Below are 22,923 nucleotides of genomic sequence, written 5' to 3' on the forward strand. Positions count from 1 at the left end.
GCCGGACAGGCAAATGCGTATTTCTGCACCGGCACCCGAATCCGGGCACCTCAATCGGGAGACAGGCCTTGTCCGCACTGACGCGCTTTCTCGGAGACTCGCCACTCAGGGTGCTCATCAAGCTGCTGGTGGTGTCGTTCCTCGTCGGTCTGGTCATGAACGCCTTCGGCTGGTCGCCGATGGATGTCTTCTACGGCATCCGCAAATTCTTCGTCGACCTCTGGAACCTCGGCTTCCATGCCATCGATCGCTTCCTCGGCTATATATTGCTGGGTGCCGCGATCGTCGTGCCGGCCTTTATCCTGATCAGGATCGCCAACTACCGGAAGTGACCCCAACCTCAGGCGTAACCGGAGGCCACCTCGAACAGGATGGCGTGGCGCGCGGCCAATCTGGCCACGTCGGTCGAGTAGCCGCCGCCGATGACGCCGCAGAGCGGGATGCCGAGCGCGCGAAAATGGCCGATCACCATCTCGTCGCGAGCGCGCAGACCACTATCGCTGAGGGCGAGCCGTCCCAGCCGGTCCTCGGCATGGACGTCGACACCGGCATTGTAGAAGACGATGTCCCAGCGCGCTCGGGCGGAGAGCTCCGGCAGGATGCTAGCCAGCCGTTCCAGATAGGCGGCGTCGCCGGTGCCGTCGGGCAGTGCGATGTCGAGGCCTGAAGCGATCTTGCGCACCGGATAGTTGCGATCGCCATGCATGGAAAAGGTGAAGGCGCGTGGTTCATCTTTCAGAATGTCCGCTGTGCCGTCGCCTTGATGCACGTCGAGATCGACGATCAGGATGTTTTGGACAGCGCCTTCGGCCAGCAGCACCAGCGAGGTGACGGCTACGTCGTTGAAGGTGCAGAAGCCGGCACCTTGCGCGCGCCGGGCATGATGGCTGCCGCCGGCGGCATTGCAGGCGATGCCGTGCCGCAAGGCGAGCCGCGCCGCCAGCACCGTGCCGCCCGTTGCGAGCTGCGCCCTGAGCGAGACGCGGGGACCGACTGGGAAGCCGATTTCGCGCTCGATTTTTTCGGGCACTTCGCAGGCCAGCACCTGCTCGACATAGTCAGGCGCATGCGCAAGCTTCAGCCAGCATGCCGGCGCCGGGTCGGGCAAGTTCGCCGTTTCCGGGCGCGCCAGCCCGCGCGAACGCAGGGCTTCCATCAGCAGCGGATACTTGCTCATCGGGAAGCGGTGGTTGACGGCAAAGCCGGCGTCGTAGTCGGGATGATGGACGATCTGCAGCGACATGATGTGGGCGGCCCGCGCCAGTGCTGGAATTCGGTTGGCCGCGATCGGTTGGCGATTGCGTGGCAACGCGAAACTGGGGCACATCGGCTGTCCGATCAAGCCGCAATCAGCAAGGCAGCAATCCTTTGGATGCGACCCAAGCCAACGCCAGAGCCTTCGTCGTCACCCACCGTTCGGTGCTCGCCATCGCGGTGCCGATGACACTTGCCTATCTGACGACGCCGTTGCTCGGCATCGTCGATACCGCAGTGATCGGGCAGTTCGGCGATGCAGCCCTGCTCGGCGGCCTGGCGGCTGGGGCGCTGGTCTTCGACGTCGTCTTCACCACCTTCAATTTCCTGCGCTCCGGCACCACCGGCCTCGTCGCCCAGGCTTTTGGACGCGGCGACGATCTGGAGGAGCAGGCGGTATTCTGGCGCGCCGTGCTGATCGCGGTCGTCGCCGGCATCGCATTTGCAGCACTTGCGCCATTGATCGCCATTGCCGGGCAAAAGTTCATGGGCGCCGAACCGCGCGTCAGCGAGGCAATGGCTGTCTACATCCGCATCAGATTGCTCGCTGCACCGTTCTCGCTGATCAACTACGCCATTCTGGGTTACGTGCTGGGGCGCGGCGAAGGCGGGCTGGGATTGATGCTGCAGGCGGTGCTGAACGGCATCAACATCGTGCTCTGCTTCCTGCTCGGGTTAGAACTCGGCTGGGGCGTTACAGGTGTCGCATGGGCGACCGTCACCGGCGAGTTCCTTGCCATGCTGCTTGGGCTGACCATCGTCGTCAGGCGGTTCCGGGCCGCGCCCCGGCTGCCCCGCCACCGCATCCTCGACATGACGGCCTTCCGGCACATGCTGTCGCTCAACCGCGACATCATGATCCGCTCGTTTTCGCTGCTCGCCGCCTTCGCGCTGTTCACCCGCCAGGGCGCGCAGTTCGGCACGGTGACGCTGGCCGCCAATGCCGTGCTGATGAACTTCCTCCTCATCGCCGGCTATTTCCTCGACGGTTTCGCCACCGCCGCCGAACAACTGGCCGGACGGGCCATCGGCGCGCGCGCCGCCGCGCCTTTCCACCGGGCGGTGCGGCTGACGCTGTTTTGGGGTTTCGGGCTGGCGGGAGCGGCGACGTTTGTCCTGCTCACGGGCGGTGCCGGTCTGGTCGCCCTGGTCACGACGTCGCAGGATGTTCGCGCCTTGGCCGACACGTATCTGCCCTGGGCGGCCTTCACCGCGCTCAGCGGCGTGCTGGCCTTCCAGATGGACGGCGTCTTCATAGGCGCCACCTGGTCGCGCGACATGCGCAACATGATGCTCCTGTCGTTTCTCGCTTTCAGCGCCGCGCTGCTCGCTCTGGCGCCGGCCTTCGGCAACAACGGTCTGTGGGCGTCGCTGCACGTCTTCCTGCTGGCGCGCGGTTTCAGCCTGCTGGCGATTTTGCGGCTGCGCGTGCGAACCGCCTTTTAGAGTGGCTTCGATGCCCATTTGTCGAGGCTGATGTCGCGCAACGCCCGGATCGACTTGAGCCGTTCCTTGTCGGCGAAACTAACCATGCCGGTGAGGATGCGGCCGGGCAGTGCGGGCCCGGCATAGATCATGCCGGTGTAGAGCTGGACGAGATCGGCGCCGGCGCGGATCTTTTCAAGTGCCGCGTCAGTGGAATCGACGCCGCCCACGCCGATGATGGCGCGGTCCGGCCCAAGCAGCTTGCGCATCTTCGCCAGCACGATGGTCGAGCGCTCGAACAGCGGCTTTCCCGAAAGCCCGCCGGTCTCGCCGGTGACACTGGCGCTGCGCAGCGTCGGCCGTGAAATGGTGGTGTTGGAGACGATGACGCCGTCGAGTTGCTTCTCGGTGACTTCGGCGGCGATGTCCTCCAATTCGACCTCGACAAGGTCCGGCGCGATCTTGAGGAAGACGGGCGGTTTGGCCGAAGCGGCTGCGCGCGCCGCGATGACGCGGGATAAAAGTTCGCCGAGCTGCTCGCGCGCCTGCATGTTGCGCAGGCCCGGCGTATTCGGCGAGGAGATGTTGACCGTCAGATAGCTGGCATATTGGGCAAACCGGGCCACGCCGCGTTCATAGTCGCCGATGCGGTCGGCGCTGTCCTTGTTGGCGCCGATGTTGACGCCGACGATGCCGGGGCGGCCCTTGCGGGCGGCCAGGCGCCTTTCGGCGGCCTCATGGCCCTCATTGTTGAAGCCCAGCCGGTTGATCACAGCTTGATCCGCCGTCAGCCGGAAGATGCGCGGCTTCGGGTTGCCTGCCTGCGGCAGCGGCGTCACGGTACCGACCTCGGCGAAGCCGAAGCCGAGAACAAGCAGCGCGTCCGGCACCTCGGCGTTCTTGTCGTAGCCCGCGGCCATGCCGAGCGGGTTCGGGAAATCGATCCCGCAAACACTGACTTTCAGTCGTTCATCTCGCACCGGCCGTCCGGCAGCCGGCAGGCCGCATCGCAGCGCGGCGATCGACAGCCCGTGGGCTGCTTCCGGATCGAATGTGAACAGCAGCTTCTGGCCGATCCGGTCAAGCACGCTCATTTGGCCTCCAGCGCGGGGAATTGGTGCAGGCCGTCAGCGCCGAGCGGCAGTGGCTTTACCCATATGACGGCCTCAAGATCCAGCGGGGCGTAGAGGTGCGGGAACTGCGCACCACCGCGCGACACCTCGTATTTCAGCGCGTCGCCGAGCCGGCTGCCGTCGATTGCAATCAGCAAAAGGTCGGACTGGCCGGCGAAGTGCCTGGCCGCCGTTTCCCGCACCTGCCCGGCGGTGGAGAAATGGATGAAGCCGTCGGCGACGTCGATCGCAGCACCGGTGAAGCAGCCGTTTTTCTCGGCTTCGCGCCACAAGGCTTCTGGCGCGATCTTGTAGATAATCTGAGACATGGCTGCGCTATAGTCCGAACCGATCAAGCTGGGAAGGGCAACTCTTCCCCATTTACGGCGCAAACCTGTGATAAGGTGCGCATACTGGCTCGTGGAGGTTGAACATGCGTCTGCAGCACATACTGATCCCCGCCGCACTGGTCTCGTTCGTCGCGGCGTCGGCCTGGTCCGAAGAGACCGACCGCTACAAACTGGAAAAGTCGGCCAACGGCTATGTCCGCATGGACACGCAGACCGGCGCCATGTCGATCTGCGAGGAGCGCGCCGGCCAGCTGGTGTGCAAGATGGCGGCCGACGAACGCGCCGCCTTCCAGGACGAGGTCGACCGCTTGCAGACTTCGATGAAGGCCATGGACGAGCGCGTCACCAGGCTCGAAAACTCGCTGTCCGCCCGCCTCGAATCGAAGCTGCCCAGCGAAGAGGATTTCAACAAGACGATGAGCTACATGGAACGCTTCCTGCGTGGCTTCATGGGCATCGTCAAGGATATGGAAAAGGACGACGGCGCCCAGCTCAATTCGCAAAAGACCTGAGCCGTGCTGGGAAAAACTCCGTGTCCGGCCTTTGCCGCTTGAAAACAGGGCGCATCGCCGCATAATCGTTCCGATCCCGTAAAAGCAGTCAATCAACAGCGGGATTTGGGAGGACTATTTGCCGTCGGGCTACACGTTCGTCATCGCCGACGACCATCCGCTTTTCCGCGGCGCCCTGAAAGAGGCGCTTGCCGGCGTCGGCGATGTCGCCGCTATCCACGAGGCCGGCGATTTCGAGAGCGCCAAGGCGCTGGTCGTGGCCAATGAAGATGTCGACATGGTGTTGCTCGACCTGTCGATGCCGGGCGCCAGTGGCCTCTCCGGCCTGATCTCGCTGCGCGGCGTTCACCCGGCGGTGCCCCTGGTCGTTGTGTCGGCGCATGACGACCCGGTGACGATCCGGCGCGCGCTCGATCTCGGCGCCTCGGGCTTCATCTCCAAATCGGCCAGCATGGAGGAGATTCGCGGCGCCGTGCAGGCAGTGCTGGCCGGCGATATCGCCGCGCCCGTCGGTATCGATCTCGGCGTCGAACGCGACCCCGAGATCTCCGACCTGATCAAGCGCCTGCAGGCGCTGACGCCGCAGCAGACGCGCGTGCTCGGCATGCTAGCGGAAGGACTGTTGAACAAGCAGATCGCCTATGAGCTCGGCGTCTCCGAGGCCACGATCAAGGCGCATGTCTCGGCCATCCTGCAAAAGCTCGGCGTCGACAGCCGCACCCAGGCGGTGATCCAGCTGGCCAAGATCGGCGGCGACCCGCTTCAGGCTGCAGGCTGACCCTGGATGCGGGGTCGAATTATTCGGCCGCTGAGGCCAGCGGCCTGACCCTGGCCATCATCGAACGCAACACAGCCGGTTTCAGCGGCTTGTTGATCACCGGCACGTCGAGTGCGCCGGCAGCAGCGCGGACCTCTCTGGAGCGGTCGGCCGTGACCAGGACGGCCGGCAAGTCGTGGCCGTGAATTGACCGCAGCGTCTCGATGGCATCCAGTCCGGTGCCGCCGTCGAGATGATAGTCCGCAAGCACGATATCCGGCCGGCGCATGCCGGATGCCGCCTCGACACCCGTGACGGTGTCTACGCTGCAGCCCCAGCCCTCGAGCAGCAGCCGCATCCCGTCGAGGATGCGGGCGTCATTGTCGATGCAGAGAACACGCAGCCCGGCCAGCGAGTTTGTGGCGCGCACCGGCGTCTTCGCTTCGACTTCGCGCCGGGGCGCCTCTGCCGCGACCACCGGCAGGATCACGGAAAAGCGCGTGCCCTTGCCCGGGTTGGAGAATATCCGGATTTCGAGCCTCAGCACGCGAGCGATGCGGTCGACGATGGAGAGGCCAAGGCCGAGGCCTTCGGCTTCGCGCGCGCCTTCGTCGAGCCGGGTGAATTCGTGGAACACCGTGTTCAGCTTGTCGCCGGCGATGCCGATGCCGGTGTCGATCACCTGGATTTCGGCCAGTTCCCCGCGCCGCCTCACCCCGACCAGGATGCGCCCGTGGCGGGTGTATTTGATGGCGTTGGAGATGAGGTTCTGGATCAGCCGGCGCAACAAATTGCGGTCCGTCATGACGCAGAGCGACGACGGCATGATGGTCAGCCCGAGCCTTTTTTCGGCGGCGAGGGGCCGGAAATCGTTGCCGATCTGGCGCAGCAGCCCGTCCAGGCTGAAGGCGGTGTCGTCCGGTTTCATTGCGCCTGCATCGAGGCGGGAAATGTCGAGCACGGCGCCCAGAATGGTCTCGACCGATTCCAGTGAGGATTCGATGTTGACCGCCGCTTTGCCGGTGGGTCCCTTGCCGGCCTTTTCGATCAGCGACGAGCAATAGAGCCGGGCGGCGTTCAGCGGCTGCAGGATGTCGTGGCCGGCGGCGGCAAGGAAGCGCGTCTTGCCGAGATTGGCCTCCTCGGCCAGCATCTGCGCCTGCGCCAGCTCCTCATTGACGCGGGTCAGTTCGATGGTGCGCGTCTTGACCCGCTGCTCAAGCGATTCATTGGCTCGCTTCAGCGCCAGATCCTGTTCGACGCGCCCGGAGATATCGGCATAGGTGGCGACGATGCCGCCGTCCGGCATCGGGTTGGAGCGCAGTTCCAGGATGCGGCCGCTGGTCTTCAACTCCATCTGCCACGGGCTGACGAAGCTGGTCAGGCGGTTGAGCATCGCCACCCGCTGGTCGGACGGAATGTCGCCGCGCTGCGCGAGGTGGTGCAGGATGCGGTCGAGCGAGACGCCGACCTGGCCCATCTCGTCGGGCAGGTCGAACAGCGCCCGGTACTGGCGGTTCCAGCAGATCAGGCGGAAATCCCGGTCGAAGACGGTAATGCCTTGTTCCATCTGGTCGAGCGCGATCTGCAGCAGGTCGCGGTTGTGCTGCAGCGCCTCGGTGGCGTCGTCAAGCAGGCGGAAGGCATCCTTGGATTCGCGGTCGTTGCGCCGGAACAGTAGCGACAGGATCAGCCGCGCCGAGGAGGAACCGACGGCGCTCGCCAGCAATTGCTCGGAAAAACGGATGACGTCCATGCTCGCCTGCTCATTGCCGTGCAGCGTGGTGCCGTTGGTCTTTTCGAACGACTGGAAAGAACGCTCGGTGCGCTCGACGCCCAGATAGCGCGAGATCGTGTCCTTGAGGTCGTTGACGGTGATGGCGGTGCGGAAGCGGCGCAGGCTTGGCATCGGGCCGGCCTCCCGCGGCACGAAGATCGCCGCCTGGATGCGTTCCAGCGGCACCGATGCGCGCGACAGCGATCCCAGAACAAAGAACACCGCGTTGATCGACAGGCTCCACAGCACGCCATGGTTCAACGGTTCGGCGACGGTGCCGAACAGCGCCTGCGGCCGAAGCGCCTCGAAGCCGAACAGGCCGTGGACGAGGATGTCGGCATCCGGCGCGGCGAGCGAGGGCAAAAGCAGCGTGTAGCCCCAGCAGAGGATGCCGGCGACCATGCCAAGTGCTGCACCCCTGCCGTTGGCGCCGCGCCAGATCAGCCCGCCGATCAGCGCCGGAGCGAACTGGGCGATGGCCGCGAACGACATCAGGCCGATGGAGGAGAGCCGCGCATTGTTGGTGCTCTCGCGATAGTAGAGGAAGGCGATGAACAGCATGACGAAGATCGCGCCGCGCCGCACATTGAGGATCAGCGACGACCAGTCTTCGCTTTCGGAGGTCGTGGTCTTGAGCAGGCGGCGCACGAACAGCGGGATGACGAGGTCGTTGGAAATCATGATCGACAGCGCGACGCTTTCGACGATGACCATGGCGGTCGCCGCCGACAGGCCGCCGATGAAGGCGGCCATGGCCAGCACATCATGGCCGCTGAACAGCGGCAGTGACAGCACATAGAGGTCGCTGCTGGTCCTGGTCCCGACCAGCGACAGGCCGGCGAAGGCAATCGGCAGCACGAACAGGTTGATCGCGACAAGGTAGAGCGGAAACACCCAGGTCGCGGTGCGAAGTTCAGCTTCGCCGCGGTTCTCGACGATGGTGACGTAGAACTGGCGCGGCAGCATGATGATGGCAAACCCGCTGAGGCCGGTCAGCACCAGCCAGGTGGCCAAGGAGGTGTTGTAGCCCATCGCCTGCCGCACCTCGTCATTCTCGGCCAGCTTGTCGAACATGTCGCTTGGTCCGCCGAAGATCAGGAAGGTGACCATCAGGCCGATCGCCAGGAAGGCGGCGAGCTTGACCACGGTTTCCACCGCCACCGCCAGCACCAGCCCGTCCTGGTGCTCGGTGGCGTCGGCATGGCGGGTGCCGAACAGCACCGCAAACAGCGCCAGCAGCATGGCGACGACCAGCGAGATGTCGCTGACGAACGGATCGAAGGAGGGTGGCGATCCCGTGTAGTGCTCGACCATCAGGCTGACCGAGCCGGAGATCGCCTTCAATTGCAGCGCGATGTAGGGCACCGCGCCGATCGTCGCGATCAGCGTGGCGATCGCCGCGACGGTGAAGCTCTTGCCGTAGCGGGCGCCGAGGAAGTCGGCGATCGAGGTGATCTTCTCGGTCTTGGCCAGCCTGACGATGCGGTTGAGCAACGGAAAGCCGAACACGAACACCAGCACCGGGCCGGTATAGATGCCGAGGAATTCGAGGCCGCGTTCGGAAGACAGGCCGACCGAGCCGAAGAAGGTCCAGGAGGTGCAGTAGATGGCGAGGCTGAGCGCATAGATGAACGGACGGGCGCGGTCCGGCCCTGCCGAGCGCCGGTCGCCAAGGCTGGCGATGACGAACAGCAGCGTCACATAGGCGATCGCGATGATGACGATGAACCAGCCCTGCACGGCCCGAAATTCCTCCTGGTACAGACGCAATCACAGCTTGGGGGGCGAGTCCATCGCGGCTTTCGGCGCATGGCTGTCAGGTCTGTCAGACATTTGGCCGCTGACCCCGGGGAAGGAGAAGGCAGCTGCTTTCTCGCTTTTGCTTCTGTTGCAACCAAGGGTTTTTGTTATGGTGGACGTGGGCCGGCGCCGAAGGGATGGTGGAGGCGGCAGCGCGGCCATGGCAAGGAGGGTCGAATGCTGAAAGAATTCCAGGAATTCATTTCCAAGGGCAATGTGATGGACCTGGCCGTCGGCGTCATCATCGGCGCCGCCTTCGGCAAGATCGTCGATTCGCTGGTCAACGACATCATCATGCCTTTCATCGGCGCACTTGGCGGTGTCGATTTTTCGAACTACTTCTTCGCCCTGTCGTCCAACGTGCATTCAACCAACCTTGTCGATGCGCGCAAGGAAGGCGCGGTGTTCGCCTACGGGAATTTCATCACCGTGGCACTGAACTTCATCATCCTCGCTTTCATCATCTTCCTGATGGTCAAGGCGGTGAACAATATGCGCAGGCGGCTGGAGAAAGAGAAGCCGGCAGCACCCGCCGCTCCACCGCCCGCCGATGTCGCTTTGCTCACCGAAATTCGCGATCTGCTCGCCAGGAGATAGCCGGAGCAACATTTCTGGACCAAAACCCCGGTCGCTTGCGGCCGGGGTTTTCTGTTTTCGCCTGCCGCAAAACAGGCTAGCTGTCGCAAAACCAACGGACATTTACATGACCCTGATCCAGAATTTACGCGCCGAGGCCCGCGCCGCGCCCGAAAGTGGCATCGTCGCCGTCGTCAACCACGGCCGCCTGCGCGACGGCCTGATCCCGCTTTGGGCCGGCGAGGGCGACCTGCCGACGCCCACCTTCATCAGCGATGCCGCTGCCCGTGGACTGGCTGCTGGCGAGACCTTCTACACCTGGCAGAAGGGCATCCCAGAGCTGAGACAGGCGCTTTCCCGCTACTATGACAGGCATTTCGGCAAGAGCTTCGCCACCGACGAATTCATCGTCACCGCCTCCGGCATGCACGCCATCCAGCTGGCGATCGACGCGGTCGCCGGCAGTGGCGACGAGGTCGTCTATTTGTCACCGGCCTGGCCGAATTTCGCCGCTGCCGCCGGTGTCGCCGGCGCCGTTCCGGTTGCGGTCACGCTCGACCAGTCCGGCAATGGTTGGTCCTGCGATGTCGACAAGATCGCAGCCGCGATCACGCCAAGGACCAAGGCGCTGTTCGTCAACACGCCGTCCAACCCGACCGGCTGGACCGCCGACCGGGAAACCCTGCAGGCGATCCTCGACCTCGCCCGCGAAAAGGGCATCTGGATCATCGCCGACGAGATCTATGCGCTGTTCCACTACGGCCATGGCCGCGCGCCGTCCTTCCTCGACATCGCGACCGGGGAAGACCGCATCCTGTTCGTCAACAGTTTTTCCAAGAACTGGGCGATGACCGGCTGGCGCGTCGGCTGGATCAAGACCCATCCCGCCCTGCAGCAGGTCTTCGAGAACCTGATCCAGTACTCGACCTCGGGCGTAGCCCAGTTCATGCAGCGCGGCGCCGTCGCCGCACTCGACGAGGGCGATGCCTTCATCGTCGAGCAGGTCGAGCGGGCGCGGGCGGCGCGTGATCTGGTCTGCGGCATCCTCGGCGCGACCGGCAAAGCGCGCTTCACCGTGCCGCAAGGCGCTTTCTATCTGTTCTTCACGGTCGACGGCATCACCGATTCCCGAACCGCCGCCTTCGACATCGTCGATCAGGCCAATGTCGGCCTGGCGCCCGGAACCGCCTTCGGTCCCGGCGGCGAAGCCTTCCTCAGGCTATGCTTCCACCGCCGCCTCGACCAGCTCGAGGAAGCCGCGCACCGGCTGGCGAAATGGATGAAGACGATTTGAGCAACTGAGGATCAGACGGCCTTCAGCCGCCTGACTTCGGCACCAATAGCGGAATGATCCGGTCGCTCTTCGCGACCGCGGGGCGACCGGCCGCGCCATAGGGAATGCCCAGAGCATCCCAGGTCTCGACCAGCGCGTCCTGCAGTTCGGCGATCAGTTGATCTGAATGGAAGGGCGTCGGCGTGATGCGCAACCTCTCCGTTCCGCGCGGCACTGTCGGATAGTTGATCGGCTGGATGTAGATGCCATGCACGCCGAGCAGCCGATCGCTGGCCATCTTGCAGAGCTCGGGATCGCCGACCAGCAACGGCACAATGTGCGTGGGCGAGTCCATCACCGGCAGGCCGGCGGCGCGGAGGATCTCCTTGGTCCGCGACGCCTGACGCTGCTGCGCGTCGCGCTCGGCCTTCGAGCGCTTCAGATGACGGATCGACGTAGTCGCCGCAGCCGCGACCGCCGGCGGCAGCGCCGTGGTGAAGATGAAGCCCGGCGCATAGGAGCGCACGGCGTCGATGACAGCACTTGTGCCGGTGATGTAGCCGCCGAGCGTGCCGAATGCCTTGGCAAGCGTGCCTTCAATGATGTCGATGCGATCGGCGAGCCCCTCGCGCTCGGTGATGCCGCCGCCGCGCGGACCGTACATGCCAACGGCATGGACCTCGTCGATATAGGTCATGGCGTTGTAGCGTTCGGCGAGCTCGACGATCTGCTTGATCGGCGCGATGTCGCCATCCATCGAATAGACGCTTTCGAAGACGATCAGCTTGGCGCGCTCACGGCCGGCCGCCTGCAGCAGGCTCTCGAGATGCGCGACGTCATTGTGGCGGAAGATCTTCTTTTCGGCGCCCGAGCGCCGCACGCCTTCGATCATCGAGGCGTGGTTGAGCTCGTCCGAAATGATCAGGCAGTTGGGCAGCAGCCGCGCGATGGTCGAAATCGAGGCTTCATTGGAGACGAAGCCCGAGGTGAAGACCAGTGCCGCTTCCTTGTCGTGCAAGTCGGCCAGTTCCAGTTCGAGCTGGACCAGCGGATTGCTGGTGCCGGAAATGTTGCGGGTGCCGCCGGCGCCCGAACCCATCTTGCCGGCCGCTTTCTGGAAGGAAGCGATGACGTCGGGATGCTGGCCCATGCCGAGATAGTCGTTGGAGCACCAGACGGTGATTTCCTGGGCGCGGCCGTTGGAACGCCAGATGGCGCGCGGGAATTTGCCCACGATGCGCTCAAGGTCGGCGAAAACGCGATAGCGCCGCTCGGCATGGAGCTGGTCGATCGCTTCCTCGAAGAACCGCTGATAGTTCATGTCGACGTCCCAAGTTTTGCGCGGGATCATAGTCATTGCCCCCTTTGGCGTCCACCGGACCTTTTTGGTCAAAATGCCACGCCCCGGACCTGTTCCTAACGACCACGGTTCGTGGCCTATTCCCTTGATGTGGATCAATTTTGTTTCGGTACCATGTCGCAGGCCATAGCGACTGTTACCGATTTAACATTGAGGGTTTTAATGGCCTTGCGGCAGGCTTTCCAGTAAGGCGCTTGTTGAGACAGTTTCCGATAAATCAGAAGGTGCGAGGATTCGGGATGGCGGTTTTGGTAACGGGCGGCGCCGGCTATATCGGCAGCCACATGGTCTGGGAGCTTCTGGATGCGGGCGAGAGCGTGGTCGTGCTCGACCGCCTTTCGACCGGCTTCGAATGGGCGGTTGCGCCCGAGGCGAAGCTCGTCGTCGGCGATGTCGCTGACAGGGAACTGGTCGGTTCGATCATCAGGGACTATCATGTTGACGCCATCATCCATTTCGCCGGCTCGATCGTGGTTCCCGAATCGGTCGCCGATCCGCTCGGCTATTACGAGAACAACACCTGCAAGACACGCACGCTGATCGAGACCGCGGTGCGCGAAGGCGTGCCCAATTTCATCTTTTCCTCGACCGCCGCCGTCTATGGCGGCGCCGGGCTGGAGCCGGTGCGCGAGGACGCCAGCCTGGCGCCGGTATCGCCCTACGGCCTGTCTAAGCTGATGAGCGAATGGATGCTGCGCGATGCGGCGATCGCGCATGGGCTGCGCTATACGGCGCTGCGCTACTTCAACGTCGCCGGCGCCGACCCCAGGGGCCGCACCGGCCAGTCGACGCCGGGCGCCACGCATCTGATCAAGGTTGCCTGCGAGACGGCGCTCGGCAAGCGGCCCTTCATGCAGGTCTTCGGCACCGACTATTCCACCCCGGATGGTACCTGCATGCGCGATTACATCCATGTCAGCGACCTGGCGGCGGCGCATCGCCTGGCGCTGCAGCGGCTGCGCGCAGGGGGACAAAGCCTTGTCGCCAATTGCGGCTACAGCCACGGCTATTCCGTGCTCGAAGTCATCGACAGCGTGCGCCGCGCCTTCGGCCGGGATTTCGAGGTGAAGATGGGCGATCGCCGCCCTGGCGACGCTGCCGCCATAGTCGCCAATTCGGAGCTTGCGCGTGCGGAACTCGGCTGGACGCCGCAGCGCGACGACCTCGACCTGATCGTCGCCGATGCGCTTGCCTGGGAGCGGATCCTGAGCAGCAAGAACTCCGCACGCGGCTGAAGGGCTCGTCCCGCGCTCGCTAAAGCGCTATTGAAGGGCTTCGCGGCGGAGCGTGGAGGCGCTTTGGCCGTTGAGATTTGGGGGGCGGCATGAAAATACTGGTACTCGGCGCGGGTGTTGTCGGCACGGCGGCGGCCTACTATCTGGCCAGCGACGGCCACGAGGTGACGGTGATCGAGCGCCATCCGGCGCCGGCGCGCGGCACCAGCCAGTCGAATGCTGGTCTGGTGTCGCCAGGCGACGCCACCGCCTGGGCCTCGCCGGCGGCGCTGAAAACGTTCCTGCGCGCGCTCTATAACCACGATCTCGGCATCAAGGTGCGGCTGCGCTTCGATCCGTATTTCCTGGCCTGGAGCATGCGTTTCCTGCGCCAGTGCACGGTATCGCGCCTACGCGCCAATAGTCAGGTCAAATTGCGTCTGGCGCTCTATTCTCGCGACTGCATCAATGCGCTTTCGGCCGATACCGGCATCCACTATCACGAGCGCAAGAAGGGCATCCTCTATTTCTTCCGCTCGCAGCACAGCCTCGACACCGGCACCGACAATTACCGTTTTCTCGCCAAGCATGGCCTGCCGATCGAGATCGTCGGCCGCGACCGCCTGATCGAGCTCGAGCCCGGCCTTGCCGATGCGAAGGACAAGATCGCCGGCGGCGTCTATTCGCCGATCGACCAGACCGGCGATTCCCGGCAATTCGTCGAAAAACTCGCCGCCCACGCCGCCGAAAAACTCGGCGTGAAGTTTCTCTACGGCACGACGGTCGAAGGTCTCGACATCGAAGGCGGTCGTGTGCGTACGGTGATGACGTCGGCCGGACCGGTCTCCGGCGACGCCGTCATCATCTCGATGGGGCCGGAAAGCGGCCTGCTTGGCCGCCGTTACGGCATCGACCTGCCGGTCTATCCGGTGAAAGGCTACACCGCGACCATTCCCTTGGAGGATGAGAGCAAGGGGCCGACCATGGGCGGCGCCGACGAAGACCAGTTGATCGGCTACTCCCGGCTCGGCAACCGGCTGCGGCTTGCCTCGACGGCCGAATTCACCGGCTTCGACCGCACGTATCGGCCACGTGACTTCGCCGCCATGTTCAGGACCGGCAAGGAGCTTTTCCCGGGCGCCTTCGACGAGAAGAAGGCCGAACTCTGGGCAGGTCTCAGGCCGATGATGCCGAACTCGGTGCCGGTCATCGGCCAGGCGCGCTACACGAACCTCTATCTCGATACCGGCCACGGCCATGTCGGCTGGACCATGGCCTGCGGCTCCGGGAAATTCCTTGCCGACATCGTCGCCGGCCGCAAGCCAGAGATCGACCCGCAAGGGCTGGTCTACAGGAACTGAGCGATGTCGGGTCCGCAAGTCGCCATAGATCTCGGTCGCATCGAGCGTAACGCCCGCACCATCGTCGAGCGCTGCGCGCGCTCGGGCATCAAGGTCTTCGGCGTCACCAAGGGCACTTGCGGCATGCCGCAAGTGGCGCGCGCCATGCTGCGCGGCGGTGTCACCGGCATTGCCGAATCGCGCTTCGAAAACATCCGCCGCTTGCGCGACAGCGGCATCAATGCGCCGATCATGCTGCTGCGCAGCCCGCCGGTCGCCCGCGTCGAGGAGGTGGTGCGCAGCGTCGACATCAGCCTGCAATCCGAACTCACCATCATCCGCGAAATCGCCCGCATCGCCGAGCGCATGGGCCGCGTCCACGACATCATGCTGATGATCGATCTCGGCGATCTCAGGGAAGGCATCTGGCCGAACGATCTGGTGTCGACGGTCGAGCAGATACTCGAAATGAAGGGCGTGCGCATCGCCGGCATCGGCACCAATCTCGGCTGTTTCGGCGCTATCATGCCGACGGAAGAGAACCTCGGCCAGCTCGTCGCCCACGCCTACAAGACCGAGCGCCTGTCCGGCAAAAGCCTGGACTGGATCTCGGGCGGCGCCTCCTCGTCGCTGCCGCTGCTGCTCGAGGGACGGCTGCCCGCCGGCATCAACAATCTCAGGGTCGGCGAAGCGATCCTGCAAGGCGGCGTCGAAACCTTCCGCAACACGCCGTGGGACGAGCTCGAACCCGATGCCTGCCGGCTGACCAGCGACATCATAGAGGTCAAGCTGAAGCCGTCGCGGCCGATCGGTCAGTCCGGCTATGACGCTTTCGGCAATCAACCGGTCTTCCCCGACGAAGGCGATCGGCTGCGTGCCATCGCCAATATCGGCCGCGAGGACGTGCTGGTCGAGGGGCTGGTGCCGATCACCAAGGGCATGCGCGTCCTCGGCGCCTCCAGCGATCATCTGCTGCTCGACGTGGCCGATGCCGATCCTCCTCCCGCCGTCGGCGACCGCGTCGCCTTCCACATGAGCTACGGCGCCATGCTGATGGCGATGACTTCGGAATATGTCGAAAAGGCCCCGATGCACGATGTCGAGGACTATTCCGGTCGCAAGATGGTGTCGATCTCGGCCGAGCCGGCGGCCGCCGGCATCGTGGCGCGCGAGGCGACCGGCGCCCGGCTGGAGGCGATGAATTTCGACGTCGTCGAGCTCGCCGATGTCGAGCGGCCTCCGTCCGGCCTGATCCGGCTCACCGTCGGCGCCGATCGCCGCAATGCCCACAAGGCGCTGGCGGCGACGGCGCGCGCCACGCATTCCTTCGGCCTGATCTGGATCGATTCCATCGCCGCGCTGATGCCGGAGGAAGAGGACGGCATCGACCTGCCGGAGGTCTCGGTGCTGGCGCGCGCGCTCGGCCTCGACCACAAGCCAGGCGCCCTCCAGCCGCAGCTGTCGCCGGAAAACGTCGTCATTGTCGGCCTGCGCCACGCCGATCCGGCCGAGGCGCGGGTGCTGAACGATTCGCGCGTTTCCGCCTTCACCATGACCGACGTCGATGCCATGGGCATGCGCGACGTGATGCGCGAGGCCATCCACATCGCCTCTTCCGGCACGCAAGGTTTTCATGTCAGCTATGCGCCCACCGTCACCGAATTCGCCGGCTGGGCGGCGGGTTCCGGCGGCATCACCGTGCGCGAGACGCATCAGGCGATGGAGACGATCGCGCTGTCCGGCGGGCTGCTGTCGATGGATGTGTCCGGGCTGACGGCCGAACTGGAGCCAAGGCTGGCGACCGAAACGATCAACTTCGTCATGTCGGCCTTCGGCAAGCGGATTCTCTGATCAGCTCGCGTCGACCGCTGCTCGCCATGCGCGCGCATAGTCGGCCCATGCGAGATCATCAGGCGGTTTCGTTGTTTCGCCCTTGCTTCCGACCGCGCCGCGATCGGTCGCCAAAAGGGCGGCGCCGATGCTGGTGCCGGTCGCGGCTTCCGAGGCGATGACTGGCCGCGCCGTCGCGGCCGCGAGCATGCGGGTGAACAGCCGGTTGCGGGCGAAGGGGCCCTCGACGATAGCCGGACCATCGCCGCCGATCAGGCCCAGACAAGTCGCCGTCATCAGCGCCAGATAGAACGAGATGGCGACGAAGCGCTGGCCGTCGGTGACGTCCTCGGCCGCAAGCCAACGTGCGGCGTGATGCGGATAGGGCCCCGAGCCTTGCTGGGTCGAAGGCAGCAGCAATGTCCTGCGTGCCAGTACGGCGGCGACATCGGCGTCGCTCCAGTCCTGCGGCTTGCCGTCGGTCAGAAGCGAAAACTCACGTCCGCCCATGAAGCGCGCTGACGGAACGGGATTGCCGAGCGCGTTGACATTGACCAGCGTGTCACGCGCCGCATCGAGCGCCACCTTGTTGCCGCCGACTGCCATCGACACCACCCAGGTGCCCGTCGAGACGACGGAGAAGGGCGGCCGATCGGCGATGAGATGCGGCAGCAGCGAGGCATTGGAATCGTGCAGCCCGCAAAACACCGGCGTTTGCGGGTCGAGTCCGGTCTCCCGGGAGAGTGCCGGCAGGATTGGTCCCAAACGGTCCTTCGCCGGCCGCACCGGCGCCATGAGCCGGCGCCAGCCCATCCGGTCGACCAGCGACGAGAAATCGGCCTGCCACGGGTCCCACAGATCGGTGTGGCAGCCGAGCGATGTCACCTCGTTGGCGGCAACGCCGGTCAGCCGCAAGGCCCAGTATTGCGGGTACATCAGGATCGCGGCCGTCCTGGCAAAATCGGTCGGAAAATGCCTCCGCTGCCAGAACAGCTGCGCACCGATGTTGAGACCTGCCGGCAGGCGCGGCGTGCCCGTCTCGGCAAAGGCCGGGCGGATCGCTTCATAGTCCTGGGCTAAATCGTCGGGCCCTGAGAATTCATAGTCGAGCACCGGCAGCGCCAGGCCGCCTTCGGCGTCGACCAGAACCGCCGTCGCACCATGGGTGGTGATCGATATGGCGTCGATGCGTTGCTCGCGATGGATCGCGGCAAGGCTGTCCAGAATGAAGGTCCACAGGCTTTCGACGTCGTGATGCGGGTAGGGGCCGTCGGTGGAGGCAGCATTGGCAACGCGGCGCAGCGTGACCTCGCGCACGGTCGTGAGATCGACCAGCGCCACCTTGGCGTTGGTCTTGCCTATATCGATGACGGCGACGTGGCGGATCATGCCATATGGAACATGGTTTCCAGCGGCACCGCCACCGGCTCGTTGTCGGCCTTGGTTTCCATGACGTCTGCCATGTGCGCCCACCAGCGCTGCATCACCGGATGACCGGGCAGATCGGCCATGCCGTGATCGTCGCGCCGCCACAGCACGCCGAACAGGATGTTGGTCTCCTCGTCGAGATGGATCGAATAGTCGGACACCCCGGCCTGTTTCAGCAGTGCCACCAGCGACGGCCAGATCTCGTCATGGCGGCGCTTGTACTCGGCCTTCATGCCGGGGTTGAGCTTCATCTTGAAGGCGTATTTCTCCATCAGGCGAAGCGCCCCCCGCGCAGCCGCCGCCAGACGATCGGCAGCGCAATCACGATGATCAGCAGCAGCCCGATGAAGATCGACATGACGATGCCCGGCACGTTGAGCAGGCCGAGGCCGAAGGTCACCAGCCCCATGATGAAGGCGGCAAGCACGACGCCCAAAATGCTGCCGGCGCCGCCGAGGATGCTGACGCCACCGAGCACCACCATGGTGATGGCCTCGAGCTCGTAGCCTTGCGCGATCGAAGGCCGCGTCGAGCCGAGACGCGAGGTGATCAGCACCGCGGCGATGCCCGACATCAGCCCGGTCAGGCAGAACAGGATGAACTTGATGCGATCGACGCGCACGCCGGAGAACTGTGCCGCCACCGGATTGTTGCCGATGGCAAAGACGCGTCGGCCAAAGCTCGTCCGATGCAGCACGAACCAGTAGATGACGGCCGCCACCAGGAACAGCGCCAGCTCGAACGACACTACCCACCAGACATAGCCTTGGCCGAAGAAGGCGAAGCTCGCCGGATAGCCCTTGTAGGCCTGGTCGCCCAGCACGATGAAGGCGATGCCGCGAAACAGGCTCATCGTGCCGATGGTGACGACGATGGAGGGCAAGCCGAGCCGGGTCACCAAGAGCCCGTTGAAGGCGCCGCAGCCGAGCCCGACCGCGATGCCGATCAGGACAAGCACCGGCGTGCCGGCGCCGGCCTGCACCGCCATGCCCATCATCGTTGACGCCAGCGCGATGATGGCGGCCACCGACAGGTCGATTTCGCCGGAAATGATCAGCAGCGCCATGGCGAGCGCGATCAGCGCCTTTTCGGTGAAGTTGAAGGTCAGGTCCGACAGCGACCACGGGTCGAGGAAATAGGGCGAGGCAAAGCTGTTGACGACAAAGATCGCGACCGCGACGACGACCAGCAGCGCCTCCCAGGAGAAGATCGCCGAAGAGAGCGGCTTGTCCAGCCGGTCTGGTATATGGCGCAGGGCAGGGGTGTCGGTCATGCCGCTTCCGCCTTTCTGAGGATGATGCGGCCCTGCCGGCGTTCGCCGCGCGCATTGAGCACGACGGCCAGGATGATGGCGCTGCCCGAGATCGCCATCTGCCAGAAGGGCGAGATGTTGATGACCGGCAGCGCGTTGGAGATGATGCCGAGGAACAGCGCGCCGAGCACCGCGCCGCCGACCGAGCCGATGCCGCCGGCGATCGAGATGCCGCCGATGACGCAGGCCGCGATGATGTTGAGCTCATAGCCGTTCGCGACCTCGACCGAGGCGATGACGTAACGCGAGATCCACAGATAGCCGGCAAGCCCACCGATCATGCCGGAGATGCAGAAGACGATGAATTTTGTCCGGCCGACATCGATTCCGGCATAGACCGACGCGGTCGGATTGACGCCGATGGCATAGACCGAGCGGCCGAGCGCGGTGCGCGTCATCACCAGGAAGAACAGCGCGATCACCAGAAGCGCGATCCATGACAGCACTGGAATGCCGAGAAAGGCCGCGCGCTGAAAATTGATGAAATCGGCGCTCATCTGGTCGGCATTGACCCAGGCGCCGCCGGATATGACGAAGGTCGCGCCGCGATAGATGGTGAGCGTGCCCAGCGTCACCACGATCGAAGGGATGTTCAGCCGCCACACCAGCAGGCCATTGATGGCGCCGAGCACCAGCCCGACGAGTAGGGCGATGACGATCAAGAGTGGGATCGGGATCGCCGGATGCGCGGCGTTGAGCATCGCCACCACCATGCCGGTGAAGCAGAGATTGGCAGCCATCGACAGGTCGATCGAGCGGGTCAGGATGACCACCATCTGCCCCAGCGCCAGGATCATCAGGATCGAAGTGTCGTTGAACACCTGGCGCAGATTGCCCGGGTTGGCAAAGCCCGGGAAGCGCGTCGAGATCAGCCCGATCAGCATGGCGATGGCCGCCAGCAGCCAGATCTCGCGATACTTCAGAAAATTCTTCATGCCGCGATCCCCGCTGCTGTCCTCACCAGCGTCTCGGCGTCGAGCTCCTTATTGTCATGCACCGCCGCGATCCGGCCTTCGCGCATGACCACGACGCGGTCGGACATGCCGAGGATCTCGGGCAGCTCGGACGACACCATGATCACCGACAGGCCCTGCGCCACCAGCTCGGCCATGAAGCCGTGCACGGCGGCCTTGGAACCGATGTCGATGCCCTTGGTGGGCTCGTCGAGGATGATCACCTTGGGCGCGGTCGCCAGCCATTTGGCGATGACGATCTTCTGCTGGTTGCCGCCGGAAAGCGTGCCGACATCCTGGCTGAGCGAGGAGGCACGCAAGTCCAGCCGCTCGGTATAGGAGCGGGCCAGCGCGAACTCCTCCGCCAGCCGAAGCATGCCGGATTTGGACGTGCGCTTGAGCGAGGGCAGCGAGACGTTCTGGAAGATCGGCAGGCCAATCACCACGCCCTGCTTGCCGCGCTCTTCCGGCACATAGACGATGCCGGCGTCGATCGAGTCAGCCGCCGATTTCGGCGCGATTGTCTTTCCCTCGAGCGTGATCGTGCCGCTGCTGGTGCGGGTGATGCCCGATATCGCCTGCATCACCTCGCTGCGCCCGGCGCCGACAAGGCCGTAGAAGCCTAATATCTCGCCCTTGTGCAATTCGAAGCCGATGTCGTCGAACTCGGTCGGATGCGACAGTCCGGCGACCGACAGCACCGGCGCGCCAATGTTGGCCTTGCGCTGCGGAAAGATGTGGTCGACGTTGCGGCCGACCATCATGCGCACGATCTGGCCCTGGTCGGCGTCCTTGAGCAGGCCTGCGCCGACCATCTCGCCGTCGCGGAAGACGGTGTATCGGTCAGCGATGCGGTAGATCTCGTCGAACTTGTGGCTGATGAACAGGACCGCCTTGTCTTCGCTCTTGAGGAATTCGATGAGCAAAAACAGCTCCTCGATCTCCTTCATCGATAGTGCCGCCGTCGGCTCGTCCATGATGACGATCCGCGCATCGATCGACATGGCGCGCGCGACCGCCACCAGATGCTTGTTGGCGATGCCGAGATCCTTCAGACGCGTGTCGGCGTCGATATGGCCGGCGCCCATCGTGCCCAGCACTTCGCGCGCATTGCTGCGCATCGTGCGCCAGTCGATGGTGCCGAAGCGGGTGCGTGGCGCGTGGCCGAGAAAGATGTTTTCGGCAACCGAAAGGTCGTCGAACAGCACCGTTTCCTGGTGGATGGCGGTGATGCCATGACCGAAGGCGGCGTGCGCACTGTGCAAGGTAACGGCCTGGCCGTCGATACTGATCGTGCCGGCGTCGGGCTGATAGATGCCGGTCATGATCTTGACCAGCGTCGACTTGCCGGCACCGTTCTCGCCGATCAGCGCCGTCACCTGTCCGGGATAGAGCGACAGGCTGACATCGTGCAGCGCGCGTACGCCGGGAAAACTCTTGGAGATGCCTGAAAGCGTCAGGCGCGGGGCGGAGGGTTGCGACGGGCCCAAGGGCTCCGGCAGTTCCGTCTCCAATTTGTGTTGGGCTGTCGTGTCCATATCCGTATCAGGCCCTGGTTCAAGGTCCGTTTGAAGATGCGGCGGGGCGTGATCCCCGCCGCATCAGCTTGAAGGCGCCAGGATCAATAGATCTTGGAGAACTTCTCGATGTTGGTCTTGTCGAACTGGAAGGGCGGAGCCATCGCAGCCGAGTTGGTGTCGTCGAGCGTCACCTTGCCGACGCGGCCGATCGACAGCGTCGCACCGGGCTTGGCCTCTTCCTTCTTCACCGCCAGATCATGGGCGAGATAGATGGCCGAGTAGCCGAGGTCGATCGGGTTCCACAGCGCAACCGCCTGGCTGGAACCGTTGTCGATGAACTTCTTGAACTCGGACGGCAGCGCCAGGCCGGTGACATTGACCTTGCCGATCAGGCCTTCGTCGGTCACCACCTGGGCGGCGGCAACGACGCCGACCGTGGTCGGGGCGATGATCGCCTTGAGGTTCGGGTAGGACTTCAGCAGGCCCTTGGCTTCGTCGGTGCTCTTGGCCGAGTCGTCATCGCCATAGACGGTGGCGACGAGGTTGATCTTGGGGAACTTCTCCGGCAGCACCTTCTTGGCCGCTTCGATCCAGGCATTCTGGTTGGTCGCCGTCGACGAGGCCGAGAGAATCGCGACGTCGCCGCCTTCCGGCAGATAGTCGGCGGCGAGCTTGATGATGGTCTCGCCGATCAGGCCGGTGTCGGACGGGTTGAGGTGGAGTTGGCGGCCTTCGGGCGCGACGCCCGAATCCCACGAGATCACGGTGATGCCGCGTTCCATCGCCTTCTTCAGCGCCGGAACCAGCGCGTCGGCGTCATTGGCCGAAATGGCGATGGCGTTGACCTTCTGGGCGATCAGCGAATTGACCACTTCGATCTGCGCTTCGGCGGTTGCCTTGGTCGGGCCGGTGTAGATGACCTCGACATCGCCGAGTTCCTTGGCCGCCTCCTCGGCGCCCTTGTTGGCGGCATCGAAGAAGCCGTTGCCAAGCGACTTCACCACCAGCGCGATCTTGACGTTTTCGGCATAGGCGGCATTCACGAACATGGCGGCGGAAAAGGCCGCCGTAACCAGCAGTTTCTTCAAAAAGCTCATCGAATATCCTCCCTTGAGCGTTGCATTCCATCG

20 protein-coding genes are annotated in these 22,923 nt (G+C 64.4%); 9 read left to right on the plus strand and 11 right to left on the minus strand.

Annotated features, from left to right (window positions below; all coding sequences use genetic code 11):
* Positions 1-68 precede the first annotated feature (68 nt).
* Positions 69-332, plus strand: a complete 264-nt coding sequence (locus DH08_RS32465; RefSeq protein WP_006204546.1) for a DUF6460 domain-containing protein — start codon at positions 69-71, stop codon at positions 330-332.
* A gap of 8 nt (positions 333-340) precedes the next feature.
* Here the strand turns inward: DH08_RS32465 and DH08_RS32470 are convergent, their stop codons facing one another.
* Entirely contained in the window at positions 341-1,243 is a 903-nt protein-coding gene (locus tag DH08_RS32470) for a histone deacetylase family protein (protein WP_192183332.1), read from the minus strand.
* Between the two features lie 125 nt (positions 1,244-1,368).
* On the opposite strand from DH08_RS32470, the gene DH08_RS32475 reads away from it, so the two are divergent.
* Positions 1,369-2,700 carry an MATE family efflux transporter gene (locus DH08_RS32475; RefSeq protein ID WP_192183302.1) on the plus strand — a complete coding sequence of 444 codons (1,332 nt, stop codon included), beginning with the start codon at positions 1,369-1,371 and terminating at the stop codon, positions 2,698-2,700.
* On the opposite strand, the gene DH08_RS32480 is transcribed toward DH08_RS32475, so the two are convergent.
* Together DH08_RS32480 and DH08_RS32485 are read right to left on the minus strand one after the other, a co-directional pair.
* Positions 2,697-3,773 carry a quinone-dependent dihydroorotate dehydrogenase gene (locus DH08_RS32480; RefSeq protein WP_192183303.1) on the minus strand — a complete coding sequence of 359 codons (1,077 nt, stop codon included), beginning with the start codon at positions 3,771-3,773 and terminating at the stop codon, positions 2,697-2,699. The genes DH08_RS32475 and DH08_RS32480 overlap by 4 nt on opposite strands.
* Complete coding sequence (locus DH08_RS32485; protein WP_192183333.1) at positions 3,770-4,120, minus strand: DUF952 domain-containing protein; 351 nt, start codon at positions 4,118-4,120, stop codon at positions 3,770-3,772. The genes DH08_RS32480 and DH08_RS32485 overlap by 4 nt, the downstream gene beginning before the upstream one ends.
* 104 nt (positions 4,121-4,224) lie before the next feature.
* Between DH08_RS32485 and DH08_RS32490 the strand changes: the two genes are divergently transcribed.
* Positions 4,225-4,653, plus strand: coding sequence for a hypothetical protein (locus DH08_RS32490; protein WP_192183304.1), 429 nt, complete (start codon positions 4,225-4,227; stop codon positions 4,651-4,653).
* Between the two features lie 118 nt (positions 4,654-4,771).
* Complete coding sequence (locus DH08_RS32495; RefSeq protein ID WP_006204554.1) at positions 4,772-5,431, plus strand: response regulator transcription factor; 660 nt, start codon at positions 4,772-4,774, stop codon at positions 5,429-5,431.
* A 19-nt stretch (positions 5,432-5,450) separates the two neighbouring features.
* Here the strand turns inward: DH08_RS32495 and DH08_RS32500 are convergent, their stop codons facing one another.
* Positions 5,451-8,927: a PAS-domain containing protein gene (locus tag DH08_RS32500; RefSeq protein ID WP_192183305.1), complete on the minus strand. Its 3,477-nt coding sequence runs from the start codon at positions 8,925-8,927 to the stop codon at positions 5,451-5,453.
* Positions 8,928-9,164: 237 nt separating this feature from the next.
* Between DH08_RS32500 and mscL the strand changes: the two genes are divergently transcribed.
* A complete protein-coding gene (gene mscL / locus DH08_RS32505) occupies positions 9,165-9,584 on the plus strand; it encodes a large conductance mechanosensitive channel protein MscL (RefSeq protein ID WP_192183306.1) in 420 nt (139 codons plus the stop codon).
* Positions 9,585-9,690: 106 nt separating this feature from the next.
* Positions 9,691-10,857 carry a pyridoxal phosphate-dependent aminotransferase gene (locus DH08_RS32510; protein WP_192183307.1) on the plus strand — a complete coding sequence of 389 codons (1,167 nt, stop codon included), beginning with the start codon at positions 9,691-9,693 and terminating at the stop codon, positions 10,855-10,857.
* 22 nt (positions 10,858-10,879) lie between these two features.
* Here the strand turns inward: DH08_RS32510 and hemA are convergent, their stop codons facing one another.
* On the minus strand, positions 10,880-12,157 hold the full coding sequence (gene hemA, locus DH08_RS32515; protein WP_192183308.1) for a 5-aminolevulinate synthase: 1,278 nt from the start codon (positions 12,155-12,157) through the stop codon (positions 10,880-10,882).
* Between the two features lie 278 nt (positions 12,158-12,435).
* On the opposite strand from hemA, the gene galE reads away from it, so the two are divergent.
* The 3 genes from galE to DH08_RS32530 all read left to right on the plus strand — a co-directional run bounded on the left by galE (position 12,436) and on the right by DH08_RS32530 (position 16,601).
* Positions 12,436-13,431: a UDP-glucose 4-epimerase GalE gene (gene galE, locus DH08_RS32520; RefSeq protein WP_192183309.1), complete on the plus strand. Its 996-nt coding sequence runs from the start codon at positions 12,436-12,438 to the stop codon at positions 13,429-13,431.
* Positions 13,432-13,520: 89 nt separating this feature from the next.
* On the plus strand, positions 13,521-14,771 hold the full coding sequence (locus DH08_RS32525) for a D-amino acid dehydrogenase (RefSeq protein WP_192183310.1): 1,251 nt from the start codon (positions 13,521-13,523) through the stop codon (positions 14,769-14,771).
* A gap of 3 nt (positions 14,772-14,774) precedes the next feature.
* Entirely contained in the window at positions 14,775-16,601 is a 1,827-nt protein-coding gene (locus tag DH08_RS32530) for an alanine racemase (RefSeq protein ID WP_192183311.1), read from the plus strand.
* On the opposite strand, the gene DH08_RS32535 is transcribed toward DH08_RS32530, so the two are convergent.
* From DH08_RS32535 to rhaS, 6 genes are all read right to left on the minus strand, one after another.
* Complete coding sequence (locus tag DH08_RS32535) at positions 16,602-17,969, minus strand: FGGY-family carbohydrate kinase (RefSeq protein ID WP_192183312.1); 1,368 nt, start codon at positions 17,967-17,969, stop codon at positions 16,602-16,604.
* Positions 17,966-18,280, minus strand: coding sequence for an L-rhamnose mutarotase (gene rhaM, locus DH08_RS32540; RefSeq protein WP_192183313.1), 315 nt, complete (start codon positions 18,278-18,280; stop codon positions 17,966-17,968). Before rhaM ends, DH08_RS32535 begins: the two co-directional genes overlap by 4 nt.
* Positions 18,280-19,281, minus strand: coding sequence for an ABC transporter permease (locus DH08_RS32545; protein ID WP_192183314.1), 1,002 nt, complete (start codon positions 19,279-19,281; stop codon positions 18,280-18,282). Before DH08_RS32545 ends, rhaM begins: the two co-directional genes overlap by 1 nt.
* Positions 19,278-20,255 (minus strand): ABC transporter permease, encoded by a 978-nt coding sequence (locus DH08_RS32550; RefSeq protein ID WP_192183315.1) that lies wholly within the window; start codon positions 20,253-20,255, stop codon positions 19,278-19,280. Before DH08_RS32550 ends, DH08_RS32545 begins: the two co-directional genes overlap by 4 nt.
* Positions 20,252-21,811: a sugar ABC transporter ATP-binding protein gene (locus DH08_RS32555; protein ID WP_192183316.1), complete on the minus strand. Its 1,560-nt coding sequence runs from the start codon at positions 21,809-21,811 to the stop codon at positions 20,252-20,254. Before DH08_RS32555 ends, DH08_RS32550 begins: the two co-directional genes overlap by 4 nt.
* An 83-nt stretch (positions 21,812-21,894) precedes the next feature.
* A complete protein-coding gene (gene rhaS / locus DH08_RS32560) occupies positions 21,895-22,890 on the minus strand; it encodes a rhamnose ABC transporter substrate-binding protein (RefSeq protein ID WP_192183317.1) in 996 nt (331 codons plus the stop codon).
* Between the last annotated feature and the right edge of the window lie 33 nt (positions 22,891-22,923).

This window comes from Mesorhizobium amorphae, assembly GCF_014843845.1.
Taxonomy (GTDB): domain Bacteria; phylum Pseudomonadota; class Alphaproteobacteria; order Rhizobiales; family Rhizobiaceae; genus Mesorhizobium; species Mesorhizobium amorphae_A.

Bases quoted from the DNA above. Each gene is read 5' to 3' on its own strand.
- DH08_RS32490 (WP_192183304.1), top strand. From the start codon at position 4,225: ATGCGTCTGCAGCACATACTGATCCCCGCCGCACTGGTCTCGTTCGTC.
- DH08_RS32480 (WP_192183303.1), bottom strand. From the start codon at position 3,773: ATGAGCGTGCTTGACCGGATCGGCCAGAAGCTGCTGTTCACATTCGAT.
- DH08_RS32550 (WP_192183315.1), bottom strand. From the start codon at position 20,255: ATGAAGAATTTTCTGAAGTATCGCGAGATCTGGCTGCTGGCGGCCATC.
- hemA (WP_192183308.1), bottom strand. From the start codon at position 12,157: ATGAACTATCAGCGGTTCTTCGAGGAAGCGATCGACCAGCTCCATGCC.
- DH08_RS32555 (WP_192183316.1), bottom strand. From the start codon at position 21,811: ATGGACACGACAGCCCAACACAAATTGGAGACGGAACTGCCGGAGCCC.
- DH08_RS32485 (WP_192183333.1), bottom strand. From the start codon at position 4,120: ATGTCTCAGATTATCTACAAGATCGCGCCAGAAGCCTTGTGGCGCGAA.
- DH08_RS32470 (WP_192183332.1), bottom strand. From the start codon at position 1,243: ATGTCGCTGCAGATCGTCCATCATCCCGACTACGACGCCGGCTTTGCC.
- rhaM (WP_192183313.1), bottom strand. From the start codon at position 18,280: ATGGAGAAATACGCCTTCAAGATGAAGCTCAACCCCGGCATGAAGGCC.
- DH08_RS32545 (WP_192183314.1), bottom strand. From the start codon at position 19,281: ATGACCGACACCCCTGCCCTGCGCCATATACCAGACCGGCTGGACAAG.
- DH08_RS32535 (WP_192183312.1), bottom strand. From the start codon at position 17,969: ATGATCCGCCACGTCGCCGTCATCGATATAGGCAAGACCAACGCCAAG.
- mscL (WP_192183306.1), top strand. From the start codon at position 9,165: ATGCTGAAAGAATTCCAGGAATTCATTTCCAAGGGCAATGTGATGGAC.
- DH08_RS32525 (WP_192183310.1), top strand. From the start codon at position 13,521: ATGAAAATACTGGTACTCGGCGCGGGTGTTGTCGGCACGGCGGCGGCC.
- galE (WP_192183309.1), top strand. From the start codon at position 12,436: ATGGCGGTTTTGGTAACGGGCGGCGCCGGCTATATCGGCAGCCACATG.
- DH08_RS32530 (WP_192183311.1), top strand. From the start codon at position 14,775: ATGTCGGGTCCGCAAGTCGCCATAGATCTCGGTCGCATCGAGCGTAAC.
- rhaS (WP_192183317.1), bottom strand. From the start codon at position 22,890: ATGAGCTTTTTGAAGAAACTGCTGGTTACGGCGGCCTTTTCCGCCGCC.
- DH08_RS32510 (WP_192183307.1), top strand. From the start codon at position 9,691: ATGACCCTGATCCAGAATTTACGCGCCGAGGCCCGCGCCGCGCCCGAA.